The 20363-nt window shown below is 61.5% G+C and carries 18 protein-coding genes; 11 read left to right on the top strand and 7 right to left on the bottom strand.

Features of this window, described 5'->3' with window-relative positions; genetic code table 11:
• The first annotated feature begins 1 nt into the window (after window position 1).
• The 4 genes from GGQ68_RS10350 to GGQ68_RS10335 all read left to right on the top strand — a co-directional run bounded on the left by GGQ68_RS10350 (window position 2) and on the right by GGQ68_RS10335 (window position 4076).
• On the top strand, window positions 2-1285 hold the full coding sequence (locus tag GGQ68_RS10350) for a TRAP transporter large permease (protein ID WP_183965667.1): 1284 nt from the start codon (window positions 2-4) through the stop codon (window positions 1283-1285).
• Between the two features lie 20 nt (window positions 1286-1305).
• A complete protein-coding gene (locus GGQ68_RS10345; RefSeq protein WP_183965665.1) occupies window positions 1306-2280 on the top strand; it encodes a TRAP transporter substrate-binding protein in 975 nt (324 codons plus the stop codon).
• Between the two features lie 67 nt (window positions 2281-2347).
• Complete coding sequence (locus GGQ68_RS10340; protein ID WP_183965663.1) at window positions 2348-2905, top strand: TRAP transporter small permease; 558 nt, start codon at window positions 2348-2350, stop codon at window positions 2903-2905.
• Window positions 2886-4076 carry a M20 aminoacylase family protein gene (locus GGQ68_RS10335; RefSeq protein ID WP_183965661.1) on the top strand — a complete coding sequence of 397 codons (1191 nt, stop codon included), beginning with the start codon at window positions 2886-2888 and terminating at the stop codon, window positions 4074-4076. The genes GGQ68_RS10340 and GGQ68_RS10335 overlap by 20 nt, the downstream gene beginning before the upstream one ends.
• A gap of 298 nt (window positions 4077-4374) precedes the next feature.
• Here GGQ68_RS10335 and GGQ68_RS10330 read toward each other — a convergent pair whose 3' ends face one another.
• The 5 genes from GGQ68_RS10330 to GGQ68_RS10310 all read right to left on the bottom strand — a co-directional run bounded on the left by GGQ68_RS10330 (window position 4375) and on the right by GGQ68_RS10310 (window position 8913).
• Window positions 4375-4599 (bottom strand): hypothetical protein, encoded by a 225-nt coding sequence (locus GGQ68_RS10330; protein ID WP_183965659.1) that lies wholly within the window; start codon window positions 4597-4599, stop codon window positions 4375-4377.
• Between the two features lie 484 nt (window positions 4600-5083).
• Entirely contained in the window at window positions 5084-5242 is a 159-nt protein-coding gene (locus tag GGQ68_RS10325) for a hypothetical protein (RefSeq protein ID WP_183965657.1), read from the bottom strand.
• Window positions 5243-5435: 193 nt separating this feature from the next.
• On the bottom strand, window positions 5436-6713 hold the full coding sequence (locus tag GGQ68_RS10320; protein ID WP_183965655.1) for an O-antigen ligase domain-containing protein: 1278 nt from the start codon (window positions 6711-6713) through the stop codon (window positions 5436-5438).
• The gene (locus tag GGQ68_RS10315; RefSeq protein ID WP_183965652.1) at window positions 6710-8185 is read right to left on the bottom strand and encodes a GumC domain-containing protein; all 1476 of its coding nucleotides are present in this window, start codon (window positions 8183-8185) and stop codon (window positions 6710-6712) included. Before GGQ68_RS10315 ends, GGQ68_RS10320 begins: the two co-directional genes overlap by 4 nt.
• A 110-nt stretch (window positions 8186-8295) precedes the next feature.
• Window positions 8296-8913 (bottom strand): response regulator, encoded by a 618-nt coding sequence (locus GGQ68_RS10310; RefSeq protein ID WP_183965747.1) that lies wholly within the window; start codon window positions 8911-8913, stop codon window positions 8296-8298.
• Between the two features lie 349 nt (window positions 8914-9262).
• Between GGQ68_RS10310 and GGQ68_RS10305 the strand changes: the two genes are divergently transcribed.
• The 3 genes from GGQ68_RS10305 to GGQ68_RS10295 all read left to right on the top strand — a co-directional run bounded on the left by GGQ68_RS10305 (window position 9263) and on the right by GGQ68_RS10295 (window position 13854).
• Window positions 9263-10669 carry a WecB/TagA/CpsF family glycosyltransferase gene (locus GGQ68_RS10305; RefSeq protein WP_183965650.1) on the top strand — a complete coding sequence of 469 codons (1407 nt, stop codon included), beginning with the start codon at window positions 9263-9265 and terminating at the stop codon, window positions 10667-10669.
• 100 nt (window positions 10670-10769) lie between these two features.
• A complete protein-coding gene (locus tag GGQ68_RS10300; protein ID WP_183965648.1) occupies window positions 10770-11285 on the top strand; it encodes a putative pterin-binding protein in 516 nt (171 codons plus the stop codon).
• A 121-nt stretch (window positions 11286-11406) separates the two neighbouring features.
• Window positions 11407-13854, top strand: coding sequence for a hybrid sensor histidine kinase/response regulator (locus tag GGQ68_RS10295; protein WP_183965646.1), 2448 nt, complete (start codon window positions 11407-11409; stop codon window positions 13852-13854).
• A gap of 8 nt (window positions 13855-13862) precedes the next feature.
• On the opposite strand, the gene GGQ68_RS10290 is transcribed toward GGQ68_RS10295, so the two are convergent.
• A complete protein-coding gene (locus tag GGQ68_RS10290) occupies window positions 13863-15095 on the bottom strand; it encodes a polysaccharide biosynthesis/export family protein (RefSeq protein WP_246429322.1) in 1233 nt (410 codons plus the stop codon).
• Window positions 15096-15306: 211 nt separating this feature from the next.
• Here GGQ68_RS10290 and GGQ68_RS10285 point away from each other — a divergent pair, with 211 nt between their 5' ends.
• From GGQ68_RS10285 to GGQ68_RS10270, 4 genes are all read left to right on the top strand, one after another.
• Complete coding sequence (locus GGQ68_RS10285; protein WP_183965644.1) at window positions 15307-16548, top strand: oligosaccharide flippase family protein; 1242 nt, start codon at window positions 15307-15309, stop codon at window positions 16546-16548.
• Between the two features lies 1 nt (window position 16549).
• The gene (locus GGQ68_RS10280; RefSeq protein ID WP_183965642.1) at window positions 16550-17464 is read left to right on the top strand and encodes a glycosyltransferase family 2 protein; all 915 of its coding nucleotides are present in this window, start codon (window positions 16550-16552) and stop codon (window positions 17462-17464) included.
• A 12-nt stretch (window positions 17465-17476) separates the two neighbouring features.
• The gene (locus GGQ68_RS10275; protein ID WP_183965640.1) at window positions 17477-18457 is read left to right on the top strand and encodes a glycosyltransferase family 2 protein; all 981 of its coding nucleotides are present in this window, start codon (window positions 17477-17479) and stop codon (window positions 18455-18457) included.
• 114 nt (window positions 18458-18571) lie between these two features.
• The gene (locus tag GGQ68_RS10270; protein ID WP_183965638.1) at window positions 18572-19471 is read left to right on the top strand and encodes a glycosyltransferase family 4 protein; all 900 of its coding nucleotides are present in this window, start codon (window positions 18572-18574) and stop codon (window positions 19469-19471) included.
• Window positions 19472-19752: 281 nt separating this feature from the next.
• Here the strand turns inward: GGQ68_RS10270 and GGQ68_RS10265 are convergent, their stop codons facing one another.
• Window positions 19753-19962 (bottom strand): hypothetical protein, encoded by a 210-nt coding sequence (locus tag GGQ68_RS10265; protein ID WP_183965636.1) that lies wholly within the window; start codon window positions 19960-19962, stop codon window positions 19753-19755.
• Window positions 19963-20363 lie beyond the last annotated feature (401 nt).

Raw genomic sequence — 20363 nt, 5'->3', positions numbered from 1 at the left:
GATGCCGATCTTACCTTTCCTATTCCTCTTTGCGACGCTTCTCTCGGGTTCAGCCATTGCCTATTTCGTTGGCGGAGCGACCATTGTCGGGTTCTTCACGCAGGACCAAGCGCGCTATCTCGCGGCGTTGCCGCAACGCGCGATGAGTCAGCTCGACGTTTTCGCCTTTCTGGCAATGCCGCTGTTCATCCTGACCGGAGAGCTGATGAACCGGGGGGGCGTGACGCAGGCGCTGATCCGCTTCTCGCTGTCCATGCTGGGCCGTTTCAAGGGCGGCATGGCGCATGTGAACATCCTGACCTCGGTGTTCTTCGCCGGGATTTCCGGATCTGCCACTGCCGACGCTGCGGCACTCGGCAACACGCTGGTGCCCGAAATGGAGCGGCAGGGGTATTCGCGCGACTACGCGACCGCCATCACCGCGGCCTCGTCAATCATCGGGCCGATCATCCCGCCCTCAATCATCCTGATTTTCTACGGGGCGCTGTTGAACACCTCCGTGGTGGCGCTGTTCGCGGCCGGTGTCGTACCGGGCCTGCTGCTGGCGGGGGTCCTGATGGTGGTCAACGCCATCATGGCGCACCGCTACGGCCACCCGGGCGGCAAGGGGTCCGAGATCCCGCCGTTCTGGCCCTCGCTCTTGCAGGCGCTGCCGGCGCTGTCGCTGCCAGTGATCATCCTGTCGGGCATTCTTTTCGGCTTCATGACCCCGGCAGAGGCCGCAGGCGTAGCCTCGATCGCGGCGCTGGCCGTGGGGATGTTCTATGGCAAACTGACCCGTCGCGACGTCTATGAGGCGTTGAACCGCACCGTGCTGCTGTCCGGCGCCGTCTTCATCATCCTCGTGGCCGTGGCAACCTTCGGCTACCTGACGTCGGTCGAGCAACTGCCGCGCAAGCTGGCCGAACTGATCGGAGAGATCGGCCTGAGCGCCACAGGCTACATGATCGTGCTGAACCTGATCTTCCTCGCGGCGGGCATGATCATGGACGTGAAGGCCGCGGTTGCCTTGCTGGGTCCGCTGCTGATCCCGCCGGCAATCGCCCTTGGCGTAGATCCGGTGCACATGGGCATCCTCGTCGGGTTCAACCTGACCGTGGGGCTGCTGACCCCGCCGCTGGGTGGCGTGCTGCTGATCCTCTCGACCGTTGTCGACATTGGATACTGGCGCCTGGTGCGCGCCACCATGCCCTTCCTGATCGTCGAGCTGATCCTTCTGGGCGTGCTGATCTACGTGCCCGCGATCTCGCTCACGCTGCCGAGATACCTCGGCCTTATCAACTGACCTACCAACAGGAGACCAAAATGAAAAAGACCTTTCTCGCCGCCACAGTCAGCCTGGCTGCACTGACCGGAACGACCGCCATGGCCATGGATGACGTCATCGTTGCGTTCGCCGGCACTGAAGACCTTCAGAACGACGCAGAATACGTCTTTATCTATGCCTTCGCCGAGAGCCTGGCCGAGCATGGGGTAAATGTCACCGTCCATCCCTCCAACACCCTGGGCAAGGAAAGCGACCGCTTCGACCAGACGTCCCAAGGTCTGATCGCGGTCAATATCGCCAACGGCGGCTCACTGATGAAGGCGTCAAAGTGGGCCTCGACCCTGTTCCTTCCGTTCCTGACATCTGACGAGGCCTCCTTTGACCGCGTCGTGGAAGAGAGCGCGGCGCTGGATCGCATCAACGACGAAGCCTCGCGCCTGGGTATCAAGGTCGCCGGTTTCGCGATGCGCGGCGGTAGCCTGGGCCTGTTCAACACCGAAAAGCCGGTCACGACGCTTGAAGATGTCGCCGACATGCGCCTGCGCGCCCAGAATGGCGACCAGGTGACTTTCATGTCCGAATGGGGCGCCAAACCCACAGTCGTCAGCTGGGCCGAAACGCCAAATGCGCTGCAGACCGGCGTCGCTGTGGGCCACTTCAATCCGCCCTCGACCGTCGTGGCCGCAGGCCAGGTCGAACTGCTGGACTATTTCACGCCGCTCGAAGCCGGGCCCGTGCCCAAGGTCATCATGCTGTCTGACGACTGGTACAACTTCCTCAACGAGGAAGAGCAGGGCTGGGTCGACGACGCCATCGCCACGGGCATCGCGGTGAACCGCGAATGGGCGCAGGAACAGGTCCCTTACTTCGAACAGACCATTCAGGACGGCGGCATCGAAATCACGCCACTGGCAGAAGGCGAACGCGCGAAGTTCGCGGAGGCCTCCCGCTCGGTCTGGAACCAGATCGTGTCGCAGGACGACGTAGACTACATCTCGCAGTTCACCAACTGATCCGCACGTTTGCGGGGGCAGGTCCGCGTCCTGCCCCCGTGTTCCTTCATTTCCGGCGGAGCCTGACATGACTTTCATTGCAACCTTCCTCGACCGCCTCAGTGCCGGTGTCGATCACGTTCTGCGTCTGATAGCCCTTGTCTGCCTGGTGCTGATGGTGGCCTTCATCGCTTTGCAGGTGGTCGCACGCTACGGGTTTTCGGCCCCGCCTGCCTGGACCGAAGAGGCCGCGCGCTATGCGATGGTCTGGGTCGGCCTGCTGGGCGCGTCAATCTCATTCCGGGCCGGTTTCGACCCGCGCCTTGTCAAGCTGCCCACGACGTTGCCGCGCCCCGTGCTGGCCATCGGGTCGCTGCTGCGCGGCGCGTCGGTGGTCGCCTTCCTCGGGCCGATCCTTTTCTACTGCTTCTACGGACCCGGCCTGAACCCGGCCCGATCCTTCCTGGCACGCAACTTCTACACAACGGCCGAGACCTTCGACATGCCGACGATCTTTGTCGCCGTGACCGTGCCGATCTTCATCATTGCCATCTTCCTGCACGGCCTGGCGCATTGCGCGCGCGGGCTGACAGATCTGCAGGGCGAGGCCTCCAAAAGAGATACCAATGCCTCTGATCACGCCTGATACCCTGCGCGACGATACCGACTTCATTGCGCGCCTCACAGAGCTCCGTCAAGACATCCACCGCCATCCCGAAACCGCTTTCGAGGAACACCGGACCTCGGACATCGTTGCCGCCCGGCTGACCGAGATTGGGATCGAGATACATCGCGGACTAGGCGGCACCGGCGTCGTCGGCACTCTGAAGGGCAAGCGTCCCGGCCAGCGGGTCATCGCCCTGCGTGCCGACATGGACGCGCTGTTCATCGAGGAACAGACCGGTCTGCCCTATGCCTCCGAGGTGCCCGGCAAGATGCACGCATGCGGCCATGACGGTCACACCACCATGCTGCTGGGCGCGGCCGAGAAACTTGCAGCCGATCCCGATTTCGCTGGCACGGTTCACTTCATCTTCCAGCCTGCCGAAGAAGGCCTGGGCGGCGCCCGTGTGATGATCGAGGACGGTCTGTTCGACCTGTTCCCCTGCGATGCAGTCTACGGCGTTCACAACGGCCCGAAAGAACCGCTCGGCAGTGTCCAGACACGCACCGGCGCCTTCATGGCGGCAGGTGACACCTGGGAAGTGATCTTCGAGGGCACTGGCGGCCACGGGGCGATGCCCCATGCCGCCACGGACCCGACCGTCGCCGCTGGTCAATTCATCGCGGCATTGTCCCAGATCATCTCGCGCAAGGTTCCGGCAACGGAATCCGCGGTGATTTCGGTCGGGCACATTGCGGCGGGAGACTATCACAGCCCGAACATTATCCCGTCCCAAGTCGTCGTGCGCGGCACGGCGCGCTCCTACAAGCCCGAAATCCGTGACATGCTTGAAAACGCTATCGGGATATTTGCCGAGAGCTGCGCCGCGCCGCATGGTGCCACGGCCCGGCTGATCTATACCCGACGGTATCCACCGCTGATCAATTCGGCCGAAGAGGTGCAACACGCGGTCGCCGCAGCCTCGCAAACGGTCGGTGCAGAGGCCGTGAACCCCAAGGCACCGCCGGCAGGCGGGTCTGAGGATTTTTCTTTCATGCTGGAAAAGGTCCCCGGCGCTTACGTGATGATCGGCAACGGCGACGGGCCCGACGCGGCCTTCGTGCATACGCCGAAGTACGATTTCAACGATGCACTGACGCCTATCGGCGTGGCGTACTGGGTAAATCTGGTGCAGGCAGAACTCGGGGGCTGATCTGGTTCGCGGGGTACTTGCGGCACTGGAATGTCGCAAGTGCCCTCCGCAGGCATTTGGGGGCAGCGTCAGGGTGTAAGCTGAAACCGGCGTCTTGTGCCCCGTGTGAGCGTCTACATGTGTTTGAGCCAAGACCGGGACCTGTACCGAGGGCCGCCTGCTACTACCGCTGCGCGTTCCCGGCCATTCCTGCGGCATGGCGAGACCGGCAGCTGCCTGCGCTTGCATGTCGCCGGTTCAGGCCCACGCGACCGGCGGCTCCAAAGGATCCAGCGTCGGACAACCGAAAACCGTCCGTTTAGGCGTCGATGACACAAGCCACATAGACGAGCGCTCGCCAAATAGCGACGCAGGTGAATTCGCGGACCCCAAGCATATGCGGTACAGGCTCGCGGAATGGCCGGTTCACTTTTTCCCACGGACACAGAGCCTTATTGTCGGCGATGGTCGCCTTGTGCGGCTTACCTCGGATGATGCCCTGAATGCCCATCCCCTTCATCCACTGGCCGGTAGGGTATTGCAAGGCGATGCCCCGAAAGGGATTTGCGCCACCGTGCAACGGACAACCGCGAAGCCTTCCCAATCTTGCTGGCGCAAGACATTGCGCGGCCCATAGACACGCCAGTTCTCTTCGAAAACGCGCTCGATCTCGGAGCGCAGCACCTTGTCCCGCCGGACACGATCCTACAGCCGGGCTGGGTCGGCCCACGTCGCCAAGTGGTCATAATGGGGGGAGGGGAGATCAGCAGTCTCTTGCAGATCGGCTCGACTCCATGCTCACCACGATGGTCGCCCCTCTCGGCGTTTGCATGCAAACGCCTGCTGGCAATGGATGAACCCAACCATCACTTGGACCGGCGGTCGAGCTCCGCCATCGCAAAATATGTGCTCGCCTTGCGCAGGATCTCAATGGCTTGGTGCAGTTCTCGGTTCTCCCGCTCCAGCGCCTTCATATTCTCTGCCATGTTCGTCGCGACGCCAGCGCGCTTGCCACTTTCGGTCTCGGCCTACTTGACCCACGCGTTCGAAGGCTGCGCACAGCCTATCTTGGTGGAAATCGACATGATTGCCTGCGAGCCCAATCCATGCTGCCCCTCATTGTCGAGAACCAACCGCACCGCGCGCTCGCGCACTTCGGAGGAAAATTTGTGCGTCGCCTTACGCATGATGCTCCATCCTACTCAAGAGTTGGAGCCTCCGGCAAATTCGGCGCGGATCAATTGGCATTGGACGCGTTTAACGGCGACCAACCGTCCCGAAGCCGCCACTCGTTGCAAATCACCTGCGTGATGGCTCATCGCGTTCGCAAATTCTGCAGTTGTCTTGTGCTATGCACAGTTCTTGCGAGTTGCGCCTGTCTCAATTCGACTCGCGGACCTCCGCTGCATGAATGCCAAGCATCAGCAATCCGGGCCAGATCAGATAAGCCTCGATTTCCACGTTTTCCCCGAACGACAACAAGAGGATCGTCATGGTGATCCCGAGAGGTAATCGGCCCCGGGGGCCTTTTGCAGCATCGACCAAGACAAGGCCGGTCTGCCACACAATCGGAATGGTCCACGCAAGAAAGCCGACCATGCCTTTCACGAACAATAACGCCCACCAGGTATGATGGCTGCCGATCGGCATAAACTCTACCAGATGCGGGCCTGGTTGCACGCGGCCATGGCCGAACCACCACGCTTCGCTTTCCCATCTTTCGACGGCGATACGCTGGAGTGTCGCGCGCACGCGGGTGCTGTCCGCTCGGGCCCCTTTGAATGCTGATACGCCATCCTTCAGGGCCTGGGACAGTGCGGGGCCGACGACGGCGAGCGAGGCTGTCGCCCCGGCCAGCAGTTGCCACGCCCATCCTTTCAGGACCAGCGGCAGCAACCTCGGGCCGATGGTACAGGCCACAAGTCCGACAAGACCCATACGAGACTTGGACATGAGGATCATTGCCATACCTGCCGCGATCCCGATGGCGCGCCATTTGTGGTCGCGCTCTTCCAGAGCGAAACAAACCTGGATGACGCCCAGCAAGGCCGCGAAAGGCGACCAAGGAGCATAGAACTGCCAGCGCGGCGTCCAGCTGCCGGGGTCCCATGTGAAGAAGAAGACCGTGAAGTATTCCGGGCCAGGTCCGCCCACGGCTTTGAGGGGCGAGGTGAAGATGCTTTCCGGCAGGCCGACGTAAGGCGCGACAGCCAGCACCGGAAGCAGGGCAAGCGTCCACGCCCCGACCACGCATTGTCCGCGGGTAAGGATGTCCCGGCGGATCGGCAGTACGGCTCCGGCCAGCGGGAAAAGCGCCAGAAGCGCCCATCCCTTGGCCCAGCCGATCGTGGATTTGATGGTTGTCTTGGTGCCGAGGTTCCAGTTCAGATGCCCGATCCACAAAGCGATCAGCATCACGATCATGCCGATGATCCAAGCCCATACAACTGGCGGAACAGGACCGCGCGCGCGAAGATCATCTCTGACCGCAGGGCCGAGGTAGAGAACCAAAAGCGCGAGCCCGGCCAATAGCCATGCGAGAACCGGGCCGACGACATATAGCGCCCCAAGTCCGTAGAAAGGCCAGGTCCAGCGCAACGTCGTCATGACGATGCTTTCCGCCAGATTGGTCGGCGTGACGACGTGAACTTCAGTCATTCCGCCGGCACCAGATGGTCGTCGAAGTCACGCTCTTCGGCGGGTTTCAGCAATCGGTCGACAAGCGAGCGGCGCATCCAGCCCAGAGCAAGACCGGTCAGCATGAAAATCGTGGCAGCAATACCCGCCGCAATCGCCAGTTTGCGCCGGGGCGAGGACGGTGCGAATGGCAGTGACGGATCTTCGAGGACCTGCACCAGCGGGTAGGAGGCAAAGAGATCCGCTTTGTTCGTCTGGGTCCGAGCAATAGCTGAGGCGAAGACAGCCTCGGCGACGGAAAAATCCCTTTGCAGGTCTTCAAGTCGCGCGGCGGGTTCAATCAAGGCCAACTGTCGTGCGCGCGCCTTTTCGAGCCGGGCAATTGCACCTTGATATTCGTTCGAAAGTCCCGAGCGTTCAGCCTCGAGCGAGACCAGATCGCTGAGCAGACCAGCCCGGCTGCCGACATGAGAGATATCCAGCGTCGACAACGTGGCGCGGTCCAAGCCGGTGATGCGTTCGGCCCGATCCATCGCCGCGTCCTGCGCGGCGAAGTGGCTGGCCCGAGCGGCCATGACCTCGGGATGATTGGCGCCGAAACGAGCGGATTTCCCTGACAGGAGTGTCGCCTGGACGGCTGTCTCGTCCATGAGCGCGGTGAAAGACGTATCCGCATGCAGCTTCAGCGCAGCCGCCGCCATTTTAGGAGTGCTCGTGAGGGTTTCCGCCAGAGCTGCGACAGCTTCGCTTTTTTCACCCAATGCGGCAGCCAGATCGTCCGCGTTGCGGGCAAGGTCGTCGGTTTCGGCCACGAGAGCGTCGAACTGAACGGCCGAAATGAGGCCGGTCTTTTTCTGCAGTTCAGAAATCTCTTCGCGCGTCGCCAGCACCGATTGGCGATAGCTCTCGATGGCTTCGCCAGCGCCAAGTTCGCGGCGGTCGAGTTCATCGGTTCGCAGGGCTTCGATTTCGGTGAAGAAAGCCGCAAGAAGGGCGTCACCCCGTGCCTGCGCATCCTCGGGCGAATTGCCGACAATGGACGCATGGATCAACCCGGTCTGGTCTACCAGTTCGATCCGTGGCTTGCCAAAGTCGCGGGTCTCCATGCCGACGGCCTTGGCCGCTGATCCAAGGATACGGTCTGCAACGATCAGCCGCTTGTAGGTTTCCGTCGGGCTGACCGAGGTGTGCGCATAGGGGGAACTGGCGAAGGACGACGCCTGGCCGATCCGGTCCAGGTTGACAGACGCGGACGCCCCTGCGCCAGGAAGGATCAGGGACAGGTCTGACGTAAAGCGGAGTGGAGCCGTGGACAGGTAGGTGCCGATCGGGGTCCAGATGCAGACCGCGCCGATGGCCGCAAGGCCGAGATAGCGGGGCAGGCGCCCGGTATCTTTCAACCGACCGCCGCGCAGCAATCTCGCTGGCGTGATCTTGAGGACGGGCCGACGGATCAGCGCGGGAATTTTGAGCTTGGGCATCGTTCTGGGCATGGCAGGGTCTCCTTGCTCGGAGGTTTACCCTGTGCCCTGCGCCGAAGTCTCTTGCGCCAGCGGGTGGGGGATGGGCGCCGAAGAAGGGTGCGCCTACCCGGTCGGATAGGTCAGAACAGCCCCTTTTCCTTGGCGATCATGGCCGCCTGCGTCCGGTTCGACGCGCCGATCTTGCGATAGAGCGTTTTGACATGCAGCTTCACCGTCGGTTCCCTGATATCGAGGTCGCGAGCGATTTCCTTGTTGGATTTGCCCTGCGTCAGCCCTTCGAGCACCTCGAATTCGCGCTGTGACAGCTGTTTCGCAAGTGGATGCTTCTGCTGGTCATTCTCGCTCGCCCGCATGAAATCAAGCGGGGCGTATTGTTCGCCAAGCGCCATGAAGCGAAGCGCATTGACCAGCGACTTCGCGGAAAGCGTCTTGGGCAGGAACCCGGCGGCACCGGCTGCCAGCACCTCTTCCGCAATGTCGCGCTGCGCGGTTCCAGAGATGATTGCGACGCGGTGATCGCCTGACATGCCCATGATCCGGCGCAGACCGTCGAGCCCATCCATCCCCGGCATCGTGAAATCCAGCAAAACCAGGTCGTATTCTTCGCCTGCCGCCATGCGGGCTTCTGCGGCGTCCAGATCCTGGACACTTTCGGCGACCATTCCCGGTTCGTTCCCAATATATAACATAAGTGTATCACGAAGCAGTTCGTGATCATCGGCAATGAGAATGCGCATCGTGTTTTGGTCCGTCTGGGTTGCCCGGTCATCCAAGGCGGTATGTCTTTGGAAAGTCATTCTATACTCCTTAGGACAATACGTCGCCCGCAATGATGTCATAGGGCATCTACCAGCACTTAACCATAAAATCTAAGCAACTCCAAGCAGAGTAGGGTTAGAGCTCCTATCCGGTCGGATAGGTGGTGTGCCCCGATTGAAATCGCTCCTGACCGGAAGTCCCACAAGTCAGTCCCAAGAGGTTCCAGGCGATCCGCGTGGGCCATTCTCCTGTCCGAGCGTTATGTTGAGAACGCACCGCACAACGGGCCATTCGAATAGGCGAACCACGCCAACAACGGATGCCCCCATGACCTTTGCCAACCAGACCGACTTTACCCAGCTGCCGACATTTCCCGTTGTACAGCGTCCGCCCACCACGCCAACCGATGACACGATCGAGCTTTTTGGCCTCTATGTTGTTTCGCAGCCTACGCAGGTTGTGATCGACCGGCTGCTGACCCCGGGGCGGCGTAGCCGTGTGGCGTTTTTCAATGCGCATTGCGGAAACGTCATGGCGGGCGACGCCGATTACGCTGACGCCCTGATGACTGCTGACGAGGTTCTTCCCGACGGGATCGGCGTCGAGCTGTCCGCACGCATGACGGGATCTTCGCTGACGGAAAACCTCAACGGCACGGACTTTACCCCCGCCTTGCTGAAACGAGCGGCGGCACAGGGCCTCAGCGTCTTTCTGCTCGGTGCACGACCGGGCGTTGCGGAAGACGCGGCCGACCGGCTTTGCCTGGATATTCCCGGACTGCGCGTTGTGGGCACCCGCGATGGCTACGACGGTATGGCGGACGAGGTCGCGACCATTCGTGCCGTCAATCTTGCCCGACCGGACATCCTACTGGTGGCAGCGGGCGTGCCTATGCAGGATCTCTGGATCGCCCGAAATGCGCATCGTCTGCACCCCAGGATCTGCCTCGGAGTCGGCGCGCTGTTCGACTTTCTTGCCGGTCGCGTGCGGCGTGCGCCTGCTTGGGTGCGTGGGGCGCGATGTGAATGGGTCTGGCGGCTGGCGTCGGAGCCCCGTCGCATGGCGCGCCGGTACCTGATCGGAAACCTGGCTTTTCTGACGCGGGCGGCGCGGGCGGCCTTTGCCCGGCAAGACAAGAGCGATGCCGTTGCACGTGTCATGGACATTTTGCTGGCCGGTGCGGCCCTGATGCTGCTTTCGCCCTTTGCGCTGTTTGTGGCGGCCGCAATCCGTTTAGACAGCAAAGGTCCGGTGTTCTTCCGGCAGACGCGTGTCGGTAAAGATGGTCAGCATTTCAGCATGCTGAAATTCCGGTCCATGTATCTGGACGCGGAGGCGCGCCGCGCAGAGCTGTTGGCCACGTCGGACCGCGAAGGCGTTTGTTTCAAGTCAAGGACCGACCCCCGGATTACCAAGCTCGGCCGTGTCCTGCGCCGGTATTCCATCGATGAGCTGCCACAGATCTGGAACATCCTGCGCGGTGACATGTCCATCGTCGGTCCTCGGCCTGCTCTCCCGTCCGAAGTTGCCGCTTATCCGGAGCGGGCGCTCGAACGGCTGGTCTGCAAACCGGGCCTGACCGGAATATGGCAGGTCTCAGGCCGCGCCGAGATCGGGTTCGACAAAATGATCGACATGGACATCGCCTATGTCCGGTCCCGGTCGGTTCTTCTGAACATCATCCTGATCACCATGACCTTTCGTGCCGTTCTTGGGGGCAGGGGCGCTTACTGAGCCGCTCCTAGCCGATTGGATAGAATACCTCGCCGTCCGGGTCCGGGACGGGCCGGAAAAAAGACTGTAATTATAAAACAACACATCGCAGGAGAATGAGATGCGCTTTCCCAGATTTCAGACATCCCTGGCCGCCGTGGCCCTGGCGGCCCTTGCGCCGGGCGCTTTTGCGGCGGGCCTAGGTGATCCTGCGAGCGAGGTCGTCCTCACCGTCACAGGCGAGATCGCCACCACCAACCGGGACGATGCAGCCGTTTTCGACCTCGACATGCTGACCTCGATGGATACGGTGACCTACGAAACGGAAACGATCTGGACAGACGGCGTTCAGACCTTCACCGGAGTGCTGCTGTCAGATCTCATGGACCGCCTCGGCGCCGAAGGCAGCAGTCTGAGCGCGATGGCCATCAACGACTACGCCGTCGAGATCCCGTCGTCTGACTGGGTCGAAACCGGCCCGATCATCGCCTATCATCAGAACGGCGCGCCGATGTCGGTGCGTGACAAGGGGCCCCTATGGATCATCTACCCCTACGACGACAACGACGCATACCAGAGCGAAGTGATCTATTCGCGAAGCATCTGGCAACTCGACCGTATTAAAGTTCTTGAGTGAGACACCTATGACCCCACCCCTTGGGCTTGCCCCCGACAGAGCGCGAGAAAAGCGGCGAACGCGGTTCCGGACAGGATCGGCTGTCGCCGCTTTTGTCCTTTGTGCAGCCCTTGTTGCGGGCATGGCCCTTTTCATCCTGCGAGAGATCGATCAGCTCTCGCGCGCCAACTCGGACAACGTGCAGTGGAGCCTCTCTCAGGCCGATGTCGAATTCGCCCGGTTCCAGCTGGCAATTGCGCAGGCGGATGGGGAGACCGGTGACCTTTCCCGTATACGGCGCAGGTTCAATATCTTTTACAGTCGGATTTCGACCCTCGACAGGGGCATGGTCTATCAGGATGTGCGCGACGACCCGGAGTTCACGCAGCACCTTGAAAATGTTACCGCCTTTCTGGACCGCGCGGTCGATGTGATTGATGCCCCGGATGCGGAACTGACACAGGCGCTGCCTCGGCTCGGGGCCGAAGCCTCAACGGTTCTTGCAGACGTCCGGTCTATGTCGCTGGCCGGATTGTTCGGGTTTGCCGAAGCCTCGGACGCCCGGCGCGCGGGTCTGGTCGGCACGCTCGCGGCCCTCGCTGTCGTGCTTGGACTGATCTTTGGCGGGCTTATCCTGTTTGCCTACCTGCTGTCGCGGCTGCACCGTCTGGCCGAATCCCGCGCCGATGACGTGGTCAACGCGAGCGAGCGGACGCGCATGATCGTCGGGGCCGCGCCGGATGCGATTGTCGTGACCAACCGTGCCGGAGCCATTCTGGACTTCAACCCCGAAGCAGAGGCACTGTTCGGTTGCCCCGCGCGAGAGGCGATCGGGGCAGAGGTGGTCTCAAATCTCTTTCCCGAAGAAAGCCGCTCCGACCTGATTTCCGGGCCACTCTCCTGTTTGCGAAGCAACGATATACCCGGAGCGATGGCCAGACATTTCGAGACAGTCGCAGTGGACCGGAATGGCCGTCGGTTCGCGGCAGAGCTGTCAGTCGCAGCCGAACCGAACGGAACGCGATTGGTGCTCTTCCTGCGGGACATTTCGGACAGGAAAGAGGCCGAGACCAATCTGACCATCGCCCGCGATCGCGCGCTGGCCGGTGAGCGTGCAAAGGCTGAGTTCCTCGCGATCATGAGCCACGAGATGCGCACTCCGCTCAACGGCCTGCTGGGGTCGATGCAATTGCTGCGCGACCATAGCCTCAATGAACGCCAGACGGACCTGTTGGACAGGATGGAAGGGTCCGGGCGGCTTTTGCTTGGACTTGTGGATGACGTGCTCGATCTATCGAAGTTCGAAGCCGGCAAGATGGAGGCGACACGGCAGAATTTCAGGGTCAGCGGGGTTCTGGACGGCGTTGTCGAAACGGCCGCACCCCTGGCGGAAGCTAACGGAAACACCCTGTCGTGGCACTGGCTCGGACAGCAGCATGACGCGGCTGTGGGCGATGCCAGACGCCTGAGGCAGGTCCTGCTGAACCTCGTGGGCAATGCGATCAAGTTCACGAAAGGCGGCGAGGTCGAGATCGAGGTGGAATGCCTGCCAGATGGCGAAAGCCTGGAGTTTCGGGTGACGGACACCGGGATCGGGATCAAAGAAGAAGACCTCAGCCGCATATTCAACGATTTCGAGACGTTGGATTCCACCTATGCCCGTCAGGCCGGCGGGACCGGACTGGGGCTGGGCATCGCCAAGCGCCTGACCAGCCTCATGGGGGGCGAAATCGGGGCCGAAAGCGAGTTCGGGGATGGGTCGCTCTTTTGGTTGCGGATTCCCATCGCTGCCGCAGGTCCGGTTTCTGTCCAACCTCTCTTTGAGTTCAACCAGTTGGTGGCCCCACGTCGCAAGCTGGATCTACTGCTCGTGGAAGACAACGAAATGAACCGCTTCGTCGCGCGACAAATGTTGGAGGCCGATGGTCACAGGGTTGTCGAAGCCGTCGATGGTCAGGCGGGTGTCGAATGGGCCAACAACCGGGCTTTTGACGCCATCCTGATGGATATCTCCATGCCGGTCATGGATGGCATCGAAGCGACCCGAAGAATCCGGGCAGGCAGTGGCCCATCCGCGGATTGCCCTATCATCGCAGTCACGGCTCATGCCTTGCCCGAAGAGGTTGAAGAATTCAGTGCCGCCGGGATGACGACCACGGTCAGTAAACCGCTGGACCGCGCGGCGCTGCTCTCGGTCTTGGCCGTGATCACGGAAGGCGCGACACCGCTGTCTGCCCCGAGCCACTCAGGTTCCCCTGATACGAGACTTGACGGACATCAACTGAGCACACTTCTGGCTGGACTACCCAGCGGCGAACGGGACGAAATCCTCGCGCGTTTCTTGGTCGAAACGGACGAGACAATCCAGTCCATCGTCTCGGACGACCTGCCGAGAGACGCCTTGCAGGCTCAGGTTCATGCCTGCGCCGGAAACTGCGGCACCTTCGGCGCCAGCGGGCTGCGGGCCGCGCTGGCCGAGATAGAGACAATGTTGAAGCGAGGCGAAGATATCGCACCGGAGAGGCTGGCCGCACTTGCGCCTCTCTGGCAGGAGACACGGATGCAGATTTCAGACCTGAGCCGAGATTGAAACCAGCGTCACGGGATCAGCGTAACGGCCCCGACGACGCCCAGAACACGGCCGATCTCGGCAATATTGGTGACCCCACTGTCATAGCAGGCGATCGCATCGCCCGGCAGAAGGTAGGGGTCATAGTCATCGCGATCCGCGCGGGCGCGCATGACTTCAACCTTGCGTTCTATCACGGCAGACACCTGCGTGATTGGATTGCGAGAGAAAAGAGCTGCAGACCGGTCCGCGCTGGTAGCGCGGGCGCCGCCGACACAGTTGGCATCCACCACGGCCTGCATGAAGCGCGTGCCATAGGGCACTTCGCGCACTGTCTGGCCGATGGCCGACGGCGCATTTCCGGTCGCGGGCTGGGTCAGGTTCGAGAGGTAAAGTGAGATGCCGGGCGGGCTGATGGGGCTTGGTTTCATCAGATCGTCTTGAAAGCACTGGCGTGACGGGATGTGGACTTCGTCGCCGGTGATCAGCATGACATCGTCGAAATGTTCGCCGCGTATCACACCGCGCAGATCAATTGTGTAGTTGCGCCCGGCGCGGGTCAGCCGGACGGCGGACAGATCCGCATCGGGACGGACCCCGCCAGCATTCCGGATCGCAGCCGAGAGATTGCGGTTCTCGGTTGAGGCACCAAGGGCGGCCTGCCGACGGCCGTCTACCATATCGCCCTGAATGCCCCCGATGTCGGTTGGCCTGACCTCAAAGACGGCGCCTGACACGGCAACCCGGACCGGAGCAAAGTCCTTCACGAGAAGAGAGATCAGCGGAACATCGTCATAGTGACCGTCGTTCAGCAGGGCTTGCTTGATCGACGCGGCAACCTGGGACGGACTTCGGCCAGCGGCGGAAATCGGATTGATGTACGGCAGTTTGATCGTGCCGTCGCGCGAGACCACATAGTCGCCTGAGAACGTTTCGTCTTCTGGTAGCCGGAATGCCACCAAGTCCCCGCGCGAGAGCAATTCGCCGCGCAGAGACGACGGCGCACCGGACCCGAACTTCTGATTGCGGTCGCCGCCGATCGCGGGCCGGCACTTTGCAGCATTCATCGAAGGGGACGTTAAAAATGCGGCCGCAGTGCGGCTGACATCGATATCCCGATATTGCGCCTGATAGGCTGTGCCCGTCGAAACCGGCTCAAGGTTGGCGGCTTTCTGCGGGGCAGAGCAGGCCACGAGGACCATGAGGGCCAAGCTGCTGGCCCCTGATTTCATCCCGATCATCGACAAGATCTGCTCCAGCATTCTGCATTATTCTTGGCTGAGAGACTAACCCGTGATGTGTCGATCCGTCCATGATTGCGATCGGGTTGCCCCTCCATCCGAATGGATATGTTCCTGAACCGTTGCGCCGCTGCACTGTCCCGTGGGGCGCGGGCGCATGTTGTTTTCCCGAGTTAAAACAAAAGGGCGCCCAAGTCCGCACCCCAATCCGGGCGCATCAGGAGTGACCGTCATGTCCCGAACCAGCCACAAGGGCAGTTTTGCCCACAGTCTTGCCGCCTACTGCCTGTCCGAGATGGCGGCAAAAGCGTCCCGGCTGGTCGTGGTCGTGGCGGTCGCCCGCACTATGGATGCCGCGGCAATCGGTGTCGCGGCCGGGGCGCTTGCCGCAGCCGACATCCTGAAGGCGCTGACAGAGAACGGCGTCGGCCAGCGGATCATAGCTGCGCGCGACGAAGACCTGGCGGCCACCTGCCGCAGGGCGCAGTCGATCTTCTGGCTCTGGTGTCTCGGGCTGTGTGCGATCCAGCTGATCGCGGGCTTTGCGGTCTGGTTCATGACCGGCAACGCCCTTTATTTCGTGTTGATTGCGATCCTCGCAGGCGAATACCTGTTCATGCCGGCGGGACTGGTGCAATGCGCCCTGGCCATGCGGGCCGGAAAGATGCGCCAGACGGCTGCGATTGCAGGCGGTCAGGTGGTGGGCGCAAACGTCGCGACCGCGATACTGGCCTTCATTGCCCCCGGGCCGGTTGCGCTTGTGCTCCCCCGTCTTCTGGCTGCCCCGATCTGGCTGATCGCGATGCGCCGCCTTCAAAGCTGGCGCCACGATGCGACTGTTTCTGCCGCGTCCCTTCGCCCCTTTGTGGACTATGGGTGGGCCGTGCTTGCCGTTGAGCTGGTCAAGGTCATGCGCCTTCAGGCTGACAAGATTGTCATCGGTCTTCTGATGGGCCCCGAGGCACTCGGCCTCTATTTCATGGCCTTCAATGCCGGGCTCGGTCTGTCCAACTCTTTCTCACAAGCCCTGTCGGTGGCACTGTTTCCTCACCTTTGTGCCGCATCGGACCCATTGCCTGCCCTGCGCCGCGCGCTCGCGCTGTCGGTCACGGTCATCGCGCCTGTCGTAGTGCTGCAAGCCCTTGCCGCACCGGTTTACGTGCCGATCCTGTTCGGGGCAGACTGGGCACATCTGGCCGCTGTGGTCTCAATCCTGTGTCTGGCGGCGATCCCCGGCGTCATCTGGTCGGCCTCCGCGCAGTTCTTGCGGGTCAGGAACCGTCCGCAGCGCGAATTTGCCGTCACCGCAGCGATCACGATCGCACTGATCCTGAACACCGCGCTGCTTGCCCCTCATGGACTTGTCGCGGTCGCCTGGGGCTATCTGTGCATTGCGACGGTCGGACAAATGTTGGCCGCGCTTCCCATCCTCCGTATCGCTTACCCGTCCCACACCTCCGCAAAGGTCGTTTGATATGCCGTATTTCTCGATTGTCATCCCGTGCTTCAACGCCGCCGAAACGCTCAATGACACGCTCGATAGCATTGCATCGCAGACCTTCGTTGATTGGGAAGCTCTCATAATAGACGACGGGTCGACAGATGCGACATGGGCACTGGCTGTGGCCCGCACCGCAAAAGATTCGCGCTTCAAGGTGATGCGCAACCCAGGCCAGGGGCCAAGCTCTGCCCGGAACCATGCCGCGATGCGGTCTCGTGGAAAGGTGATCGCGTTTTGCGACGCTGATGATCTTTGGTACCCGCAAAAGCTGGCGCTGATGCATCAGACCTTTGCCCGGCCCGATGTGGACGGCGTCTATGCCCGTGTCGCCTTCTTTGACGGCAAGGGATCGCGGTCGACTTCGCAGGTCTGCGACGGTCCTCTGTCGGTCCAGACACTGCTGGGCGAAAACCCGGTCTGCACGATGTCCAATGTCGCGGTCACTCGACGGACTTTCATTGAAAGCGGCGGGTTCGATGTGACCATGGTGCACAACGAAGATCTGGAATGGCTGATCAGAGTGACCGGCTCCGGAGGCCGGTTCTTGGGGCTGGATGAAATTCTGGTGCACTACCGGACCTCGCCGACAGGTCTGTCGGCCAACCTCGACGCGATGCGCATCGGGAGGGAGACTGCCTTGGCAACCGCAGCGCGCATGGGTTTCCCGGTCGACCGTCGGTCCGAAGCCATCCACCTGCGCTATATTGCCAGACGCGCTTTGCGAACGGATGCGCCGCCTCTGCAATCCCTGCGGATGGCGCTGGCCGGAGTGGCGACCAGCCCTGTCGGCTTCTTTACGGACATAAAACGCGGCGGATTGACCTTCTTGGCGGCCCTTGCCGCACCCATCATGCCGCGCCGCTTGCGCCGCAGTCTTTTCTCCAACTGAGCGGAGTGTAACATGCCCAAGGCTTCCATCATCGTTCCCGCCTATAATGTCGCCGAGACGATCAGTGAAACCCTTCGCAGCCTTTTGGCGCAGAGTTTCATCGACTTCGAAATTGTCGTCGTCGATGACGGGTCATCCGATCGCACCGTTGCGATCGTACGGAGTTTCGGTGACAAGCGGGTGCGGCTCGTCCAGCAACCGAACCGAGGGCTCGCCGGGGCACGGAACACCGGGATCTATCACGCCAAAGGTGACTACATCGGGTTCTGTGACAGCGACGACCTCTGGCGTCCGACCAAGCTTGCCACACATGTCCGGCATCTGGATGCCAACCCGCAGGTGGGGCTCAGCTTTTCCGGGTCCGAGCTTATCGACGCCAATGGGGCGCCGCTCGGGCTGGCCCAAAGGCCGCGCCTCAAGCGTATCACCGCCAAGCACGTTTTCCTGTTCAATCCGGTAGGCAATGGATCCAGTGCGGTCATGCGTCGGGACGCCCTGGATGCCATCGCCTTCCGCCCGTCGGGACAAGCTGCGCGGGATTGGTTTTTCGACGAGAGGTTCCGCCAGTCCGAGGACATCGAGTGCTGGTTGCGCCTATGCCTGACGACCGACTGGACCATCGAAGGTGTGCCCGGACTGCTGACACGCTATCGGATCGTCGCAGGGGCCCTGTCGGCAGCAACCGACCGGCAGTTCGCCAGCTGGGAGCGTCTTGTCGACAAGCTTTCCGCGATCTCGCCCGGTTTCTTCCATAGCCACGCCCCCGCCGCACGCGCGCTTCAGAACCGATACCTTGCTCGCCGGGCGATCAGCTCGGGCAAGGGCGCCGAAGCTTTGACCCGCCTGAGGTCCGCTTGGGCCGCGTCCCCCGCAGCGCTTTTGCGAGACCCTATCAAGACCGGAACAACCACGGGCGCCGCACTGGTGCTCTCCGCTCTCGGCCCGAACATCCTGCAACGTATCGCGCGCGCCAGTGGGCGCCGGCTCGCCTGACCGCAAAGGAGTTTCCCAATGATCAAGATCGCTCACCTTGTAGACGACACCACCGCTGGTGGCGTGACCCGATACCTTGCCTTCCTTCAGGATACACCGGCGCTGACGACGCATATGGAACATCAGGTCGTGGTGGTGCCGCGCAACCGCCCCTCGGGCGTGCCCGATGATGTCGACATGATCGTATCGCACCTCTCGGTCAGCTGGTCCGGTCTTCCCGGTCTGATCGCCCTGCGCGCACGGTATTCCAGCGTGCCGATGGTGCATGTCGAGCATAGCTATTCCGAAGCCTTCTCAGCGATCAACGTTACAGCACGCGGCCGGTTTCATCGCCTCCTGCGCACCGCTTACGCACTGTTCGATCGCGTTGTTGCTGTCAGTGAGGCTCAGGCCGCCTGGATGGCGCGCAACGACCTCGTCCGCAGGCATATGCTTGACGTCATCACACCGATGACGGACCTGGGAGGGCTCGCAACTGTTGTCGCTCCCCTCGGCCCGATCCGCCATTTCGGTGCCGTTGGCCGGTTCGACCAGCAAAAAGGGTTCGACATTCTGATCCAAGCCTTCCGGGCTGTCGACGATCCTCATCTGACGCTCACTCTTTTTGGCGAAGGGGAGGAGAGGGGGCATCTGGAACACCTTGCCGATGGTGACGCCCGAATTCGATTTGCCGGGTTTGCGGCCAATCCGGCCGAAGCATACGGATCGTGTGATGTCATCCTCATGCCGTCCCGTTGGGAGCCTTACGGCCTGGTCGCGATCGAAGCCAATGTCGCCGGCCGCGTGGTCGTCATGTCGGCGGTCGATGGGTTGCGGGATCAGTCTGCGCGGGGGAATGTCGTCGTCTCTGACCACTGCTGTGAGGGATGGCAAGATGCGCTTTCTTCCATCGCACTCTCCCCCGCGCAAACGGTTGATCGACCTGTGCCGGCGTCCCTGGCGGATGCGAACATTGGGGCTTGGTCTGCACTCTGCGACAAGGTTTTAACTCACACCAGAAAGATGAGTGCCTGAGCAAAGGGTCGAACGCTTCGGGCATTTTGAGCTACTCCCCATCCCTTGAAGAGAATCTGGCGTGAATTAAGCTACTCGCTACACCTGCTGATCGGATTGTTTGAAATTCTGTGCCAATAAAACAGCACCGGTGGCCGGCCGACGAGGGCTTTGCGAGGGCGCTGCAGGGGGTGGAAGATCGCCTCTGGATGGCCGCCGTGATCCCCGATCCTGTCTCCAAGGCATGCAGGTAGACGCACTCTTAGTTCAAGGTTCGCCACAGCCTCTCGATGAAAATATTGTCAAGGAAACGGCCTTTTCTTGGCAATGCTTTCTGGAGCAAATTTACGTCGCAGCTTCGGTCGCCGAGCAACCAGTCGACCTTCGGCTGGCGATTGAACAGCCTGCGCGACGATGCAATCGCTGACTTTCCAAGCGGCCCCGAACACGTTGACCGGATGGCCCAGACTGGACGCCGTGCGACGCGCCTTCAAGTAAATCGCTTCAATCACCCCAGTCTTCTTCACGACGTGCTCGACCGCCAGCCGGACCAGATTCTACGCGAAGATGCCCAAGACGCTCCACCGCACCCAATGCTTGTAGAAAGTCTTGGGCGGGCCATGGTTTTTCGGCGCATGCATTTATGGAAGTATTTGTATATAAATGAATAATCCTAATCAGCAGGCACCGGTCGTCAACGCGCGGCGTGCCATGAGATTTCGAAAAGCCGGATTAAGAGGCGCTATCTGCGGACCTCTCAGCCCGAAGATATCAGACACGACAGCGCTCGTTTTCAAACGCTGAATCCTGCCTGCCGAGCGAAATCGATGGGTCCTGAGCCTAGACTGTCCCTGCATGTACTGTATTGATGCGACACGTGAGGGGCCGAAACGTCGGTCCCCACAGCACCAAC

This window comes from Sagittula marina, from assembly GCF_014196795.1.
GTDB lineage: Bacteria > Pseudomonadota > Alphaproteobacteria > Rhodobacterales > Rhodobacteraceae > Sagittula > Sagittula marina.
This window is presented reverse-complemented; position numbering and strand designations above follow the sequence as displayed.

Coding starts and splice junctions, on each gene's coding strand:
- GGQ68_RS10305 (WP_183965650.1), top strand. CDS start 9,263: ATGACCTTTGCCAACCAGACCGACTTTACCCAGCTGCCGACATTTCCC.
- GGQ68_RS10320 (WP_183965655.1), bottom strand. CDS start 6,713: ATGACTGAAGTTCACGTCGTCACGCCGACCAATCTGGCGGAAAGCATC.
- GGQ68_RS10350 (WP_183965667.1), top strand. CDS start 2: ATGCCGATCTTACCTTTCCTATTCCTCTTTGCGACGCTTCTCTCGGGT.
- GGQ68_RS10275 (WP_183965640.1), top strand. CDS start 17,477: ATGCCCAAGGCTTCCATCATCGTTCCCGCCTATAATGTCGCCGAGACG.
- GGQ68_RS10295 (WP_183965646.1), top strand. CDS start 11,407: ATGGCCCTTTTCATCCTGCGAGAGATCGATCAGCTCTCGCGCGCCAAC.
- GGQ68_RS10340 (WP_183965663.1), top strand. CDS start 2,348: ATGACTTTCATTGCAACCTTCCTCGACCGCCTCAGTGCCGGTGTCGAT.
- GGQ68_RS10325 (WP_183965657.1), bottom strand. CDS start 5,242: ATGCGTAAGGCGACGCACAAATTTTCCTCCGAAGTGCGCGAGCGCGCG.
- GGQ68_RS10280 (WP_183965642.1), top strand. CDS start 16,550: ATGCCGTATTTCTCGATTGTCATCCCGTGCTTCAACGCCGCCGAAACG.
- GGQ68_RS10345 (WP_183965665.1), top strand. CDS start 1,306: ATGAAAAAGACCTTTCTCGCCGCCACAGTCAGCCTGGCTGCACTGACC.
- GGQ68_RS10335 (WP_183965661.1), top strand. CDS start 2,886: ATGCCTCTGATCACGCCTGATACCCTGCGCGACGATACCGACTTCATT.
- GGQ68_RS10270 (WP_183965638.1), top strand. CDS start 18,572: ATGGAACATCAGGTCGTGGTGGTGCCGCGCAACCGCCCCTCGGGCGTG.
- GGQ68_RS10290 (WP_246429322.1), bottom strand. CDS start 15,095: ATGCTGGAGCAGATCTTGTCGATGATCGGGATGAAATCAGGGGCCAGC.
- GGQ68_RS10300 (WP_183965648.1), top strand. CDS start 10,770: ATGCGCTTTCCCAGATTTCAGACATCCCTGGCCGCCGTGGCCCTGGCG.
- GGQ68_RS10310 (WP_183965747.1), bottom strand. CDS start 8,913: ATGCGCATTCTCATTGCCGATGATCACGAACTGCTTCGTGATACACTT.
- GGQ68_RS10285 (WP_183965644.1), top strand. CDS start 15,307: ATGTCCCGAACCAGCCACAAGGGCAGTTTTGCCCACAGTCTTGCCGCC.
- GGQ68_RS10315 (WP_183965652.1), bottom strand. CDS start 8,185: ATGCCCAGAACGATGCCCAAGCTCAAAATTCCCGCGCTGATCCGTCGG.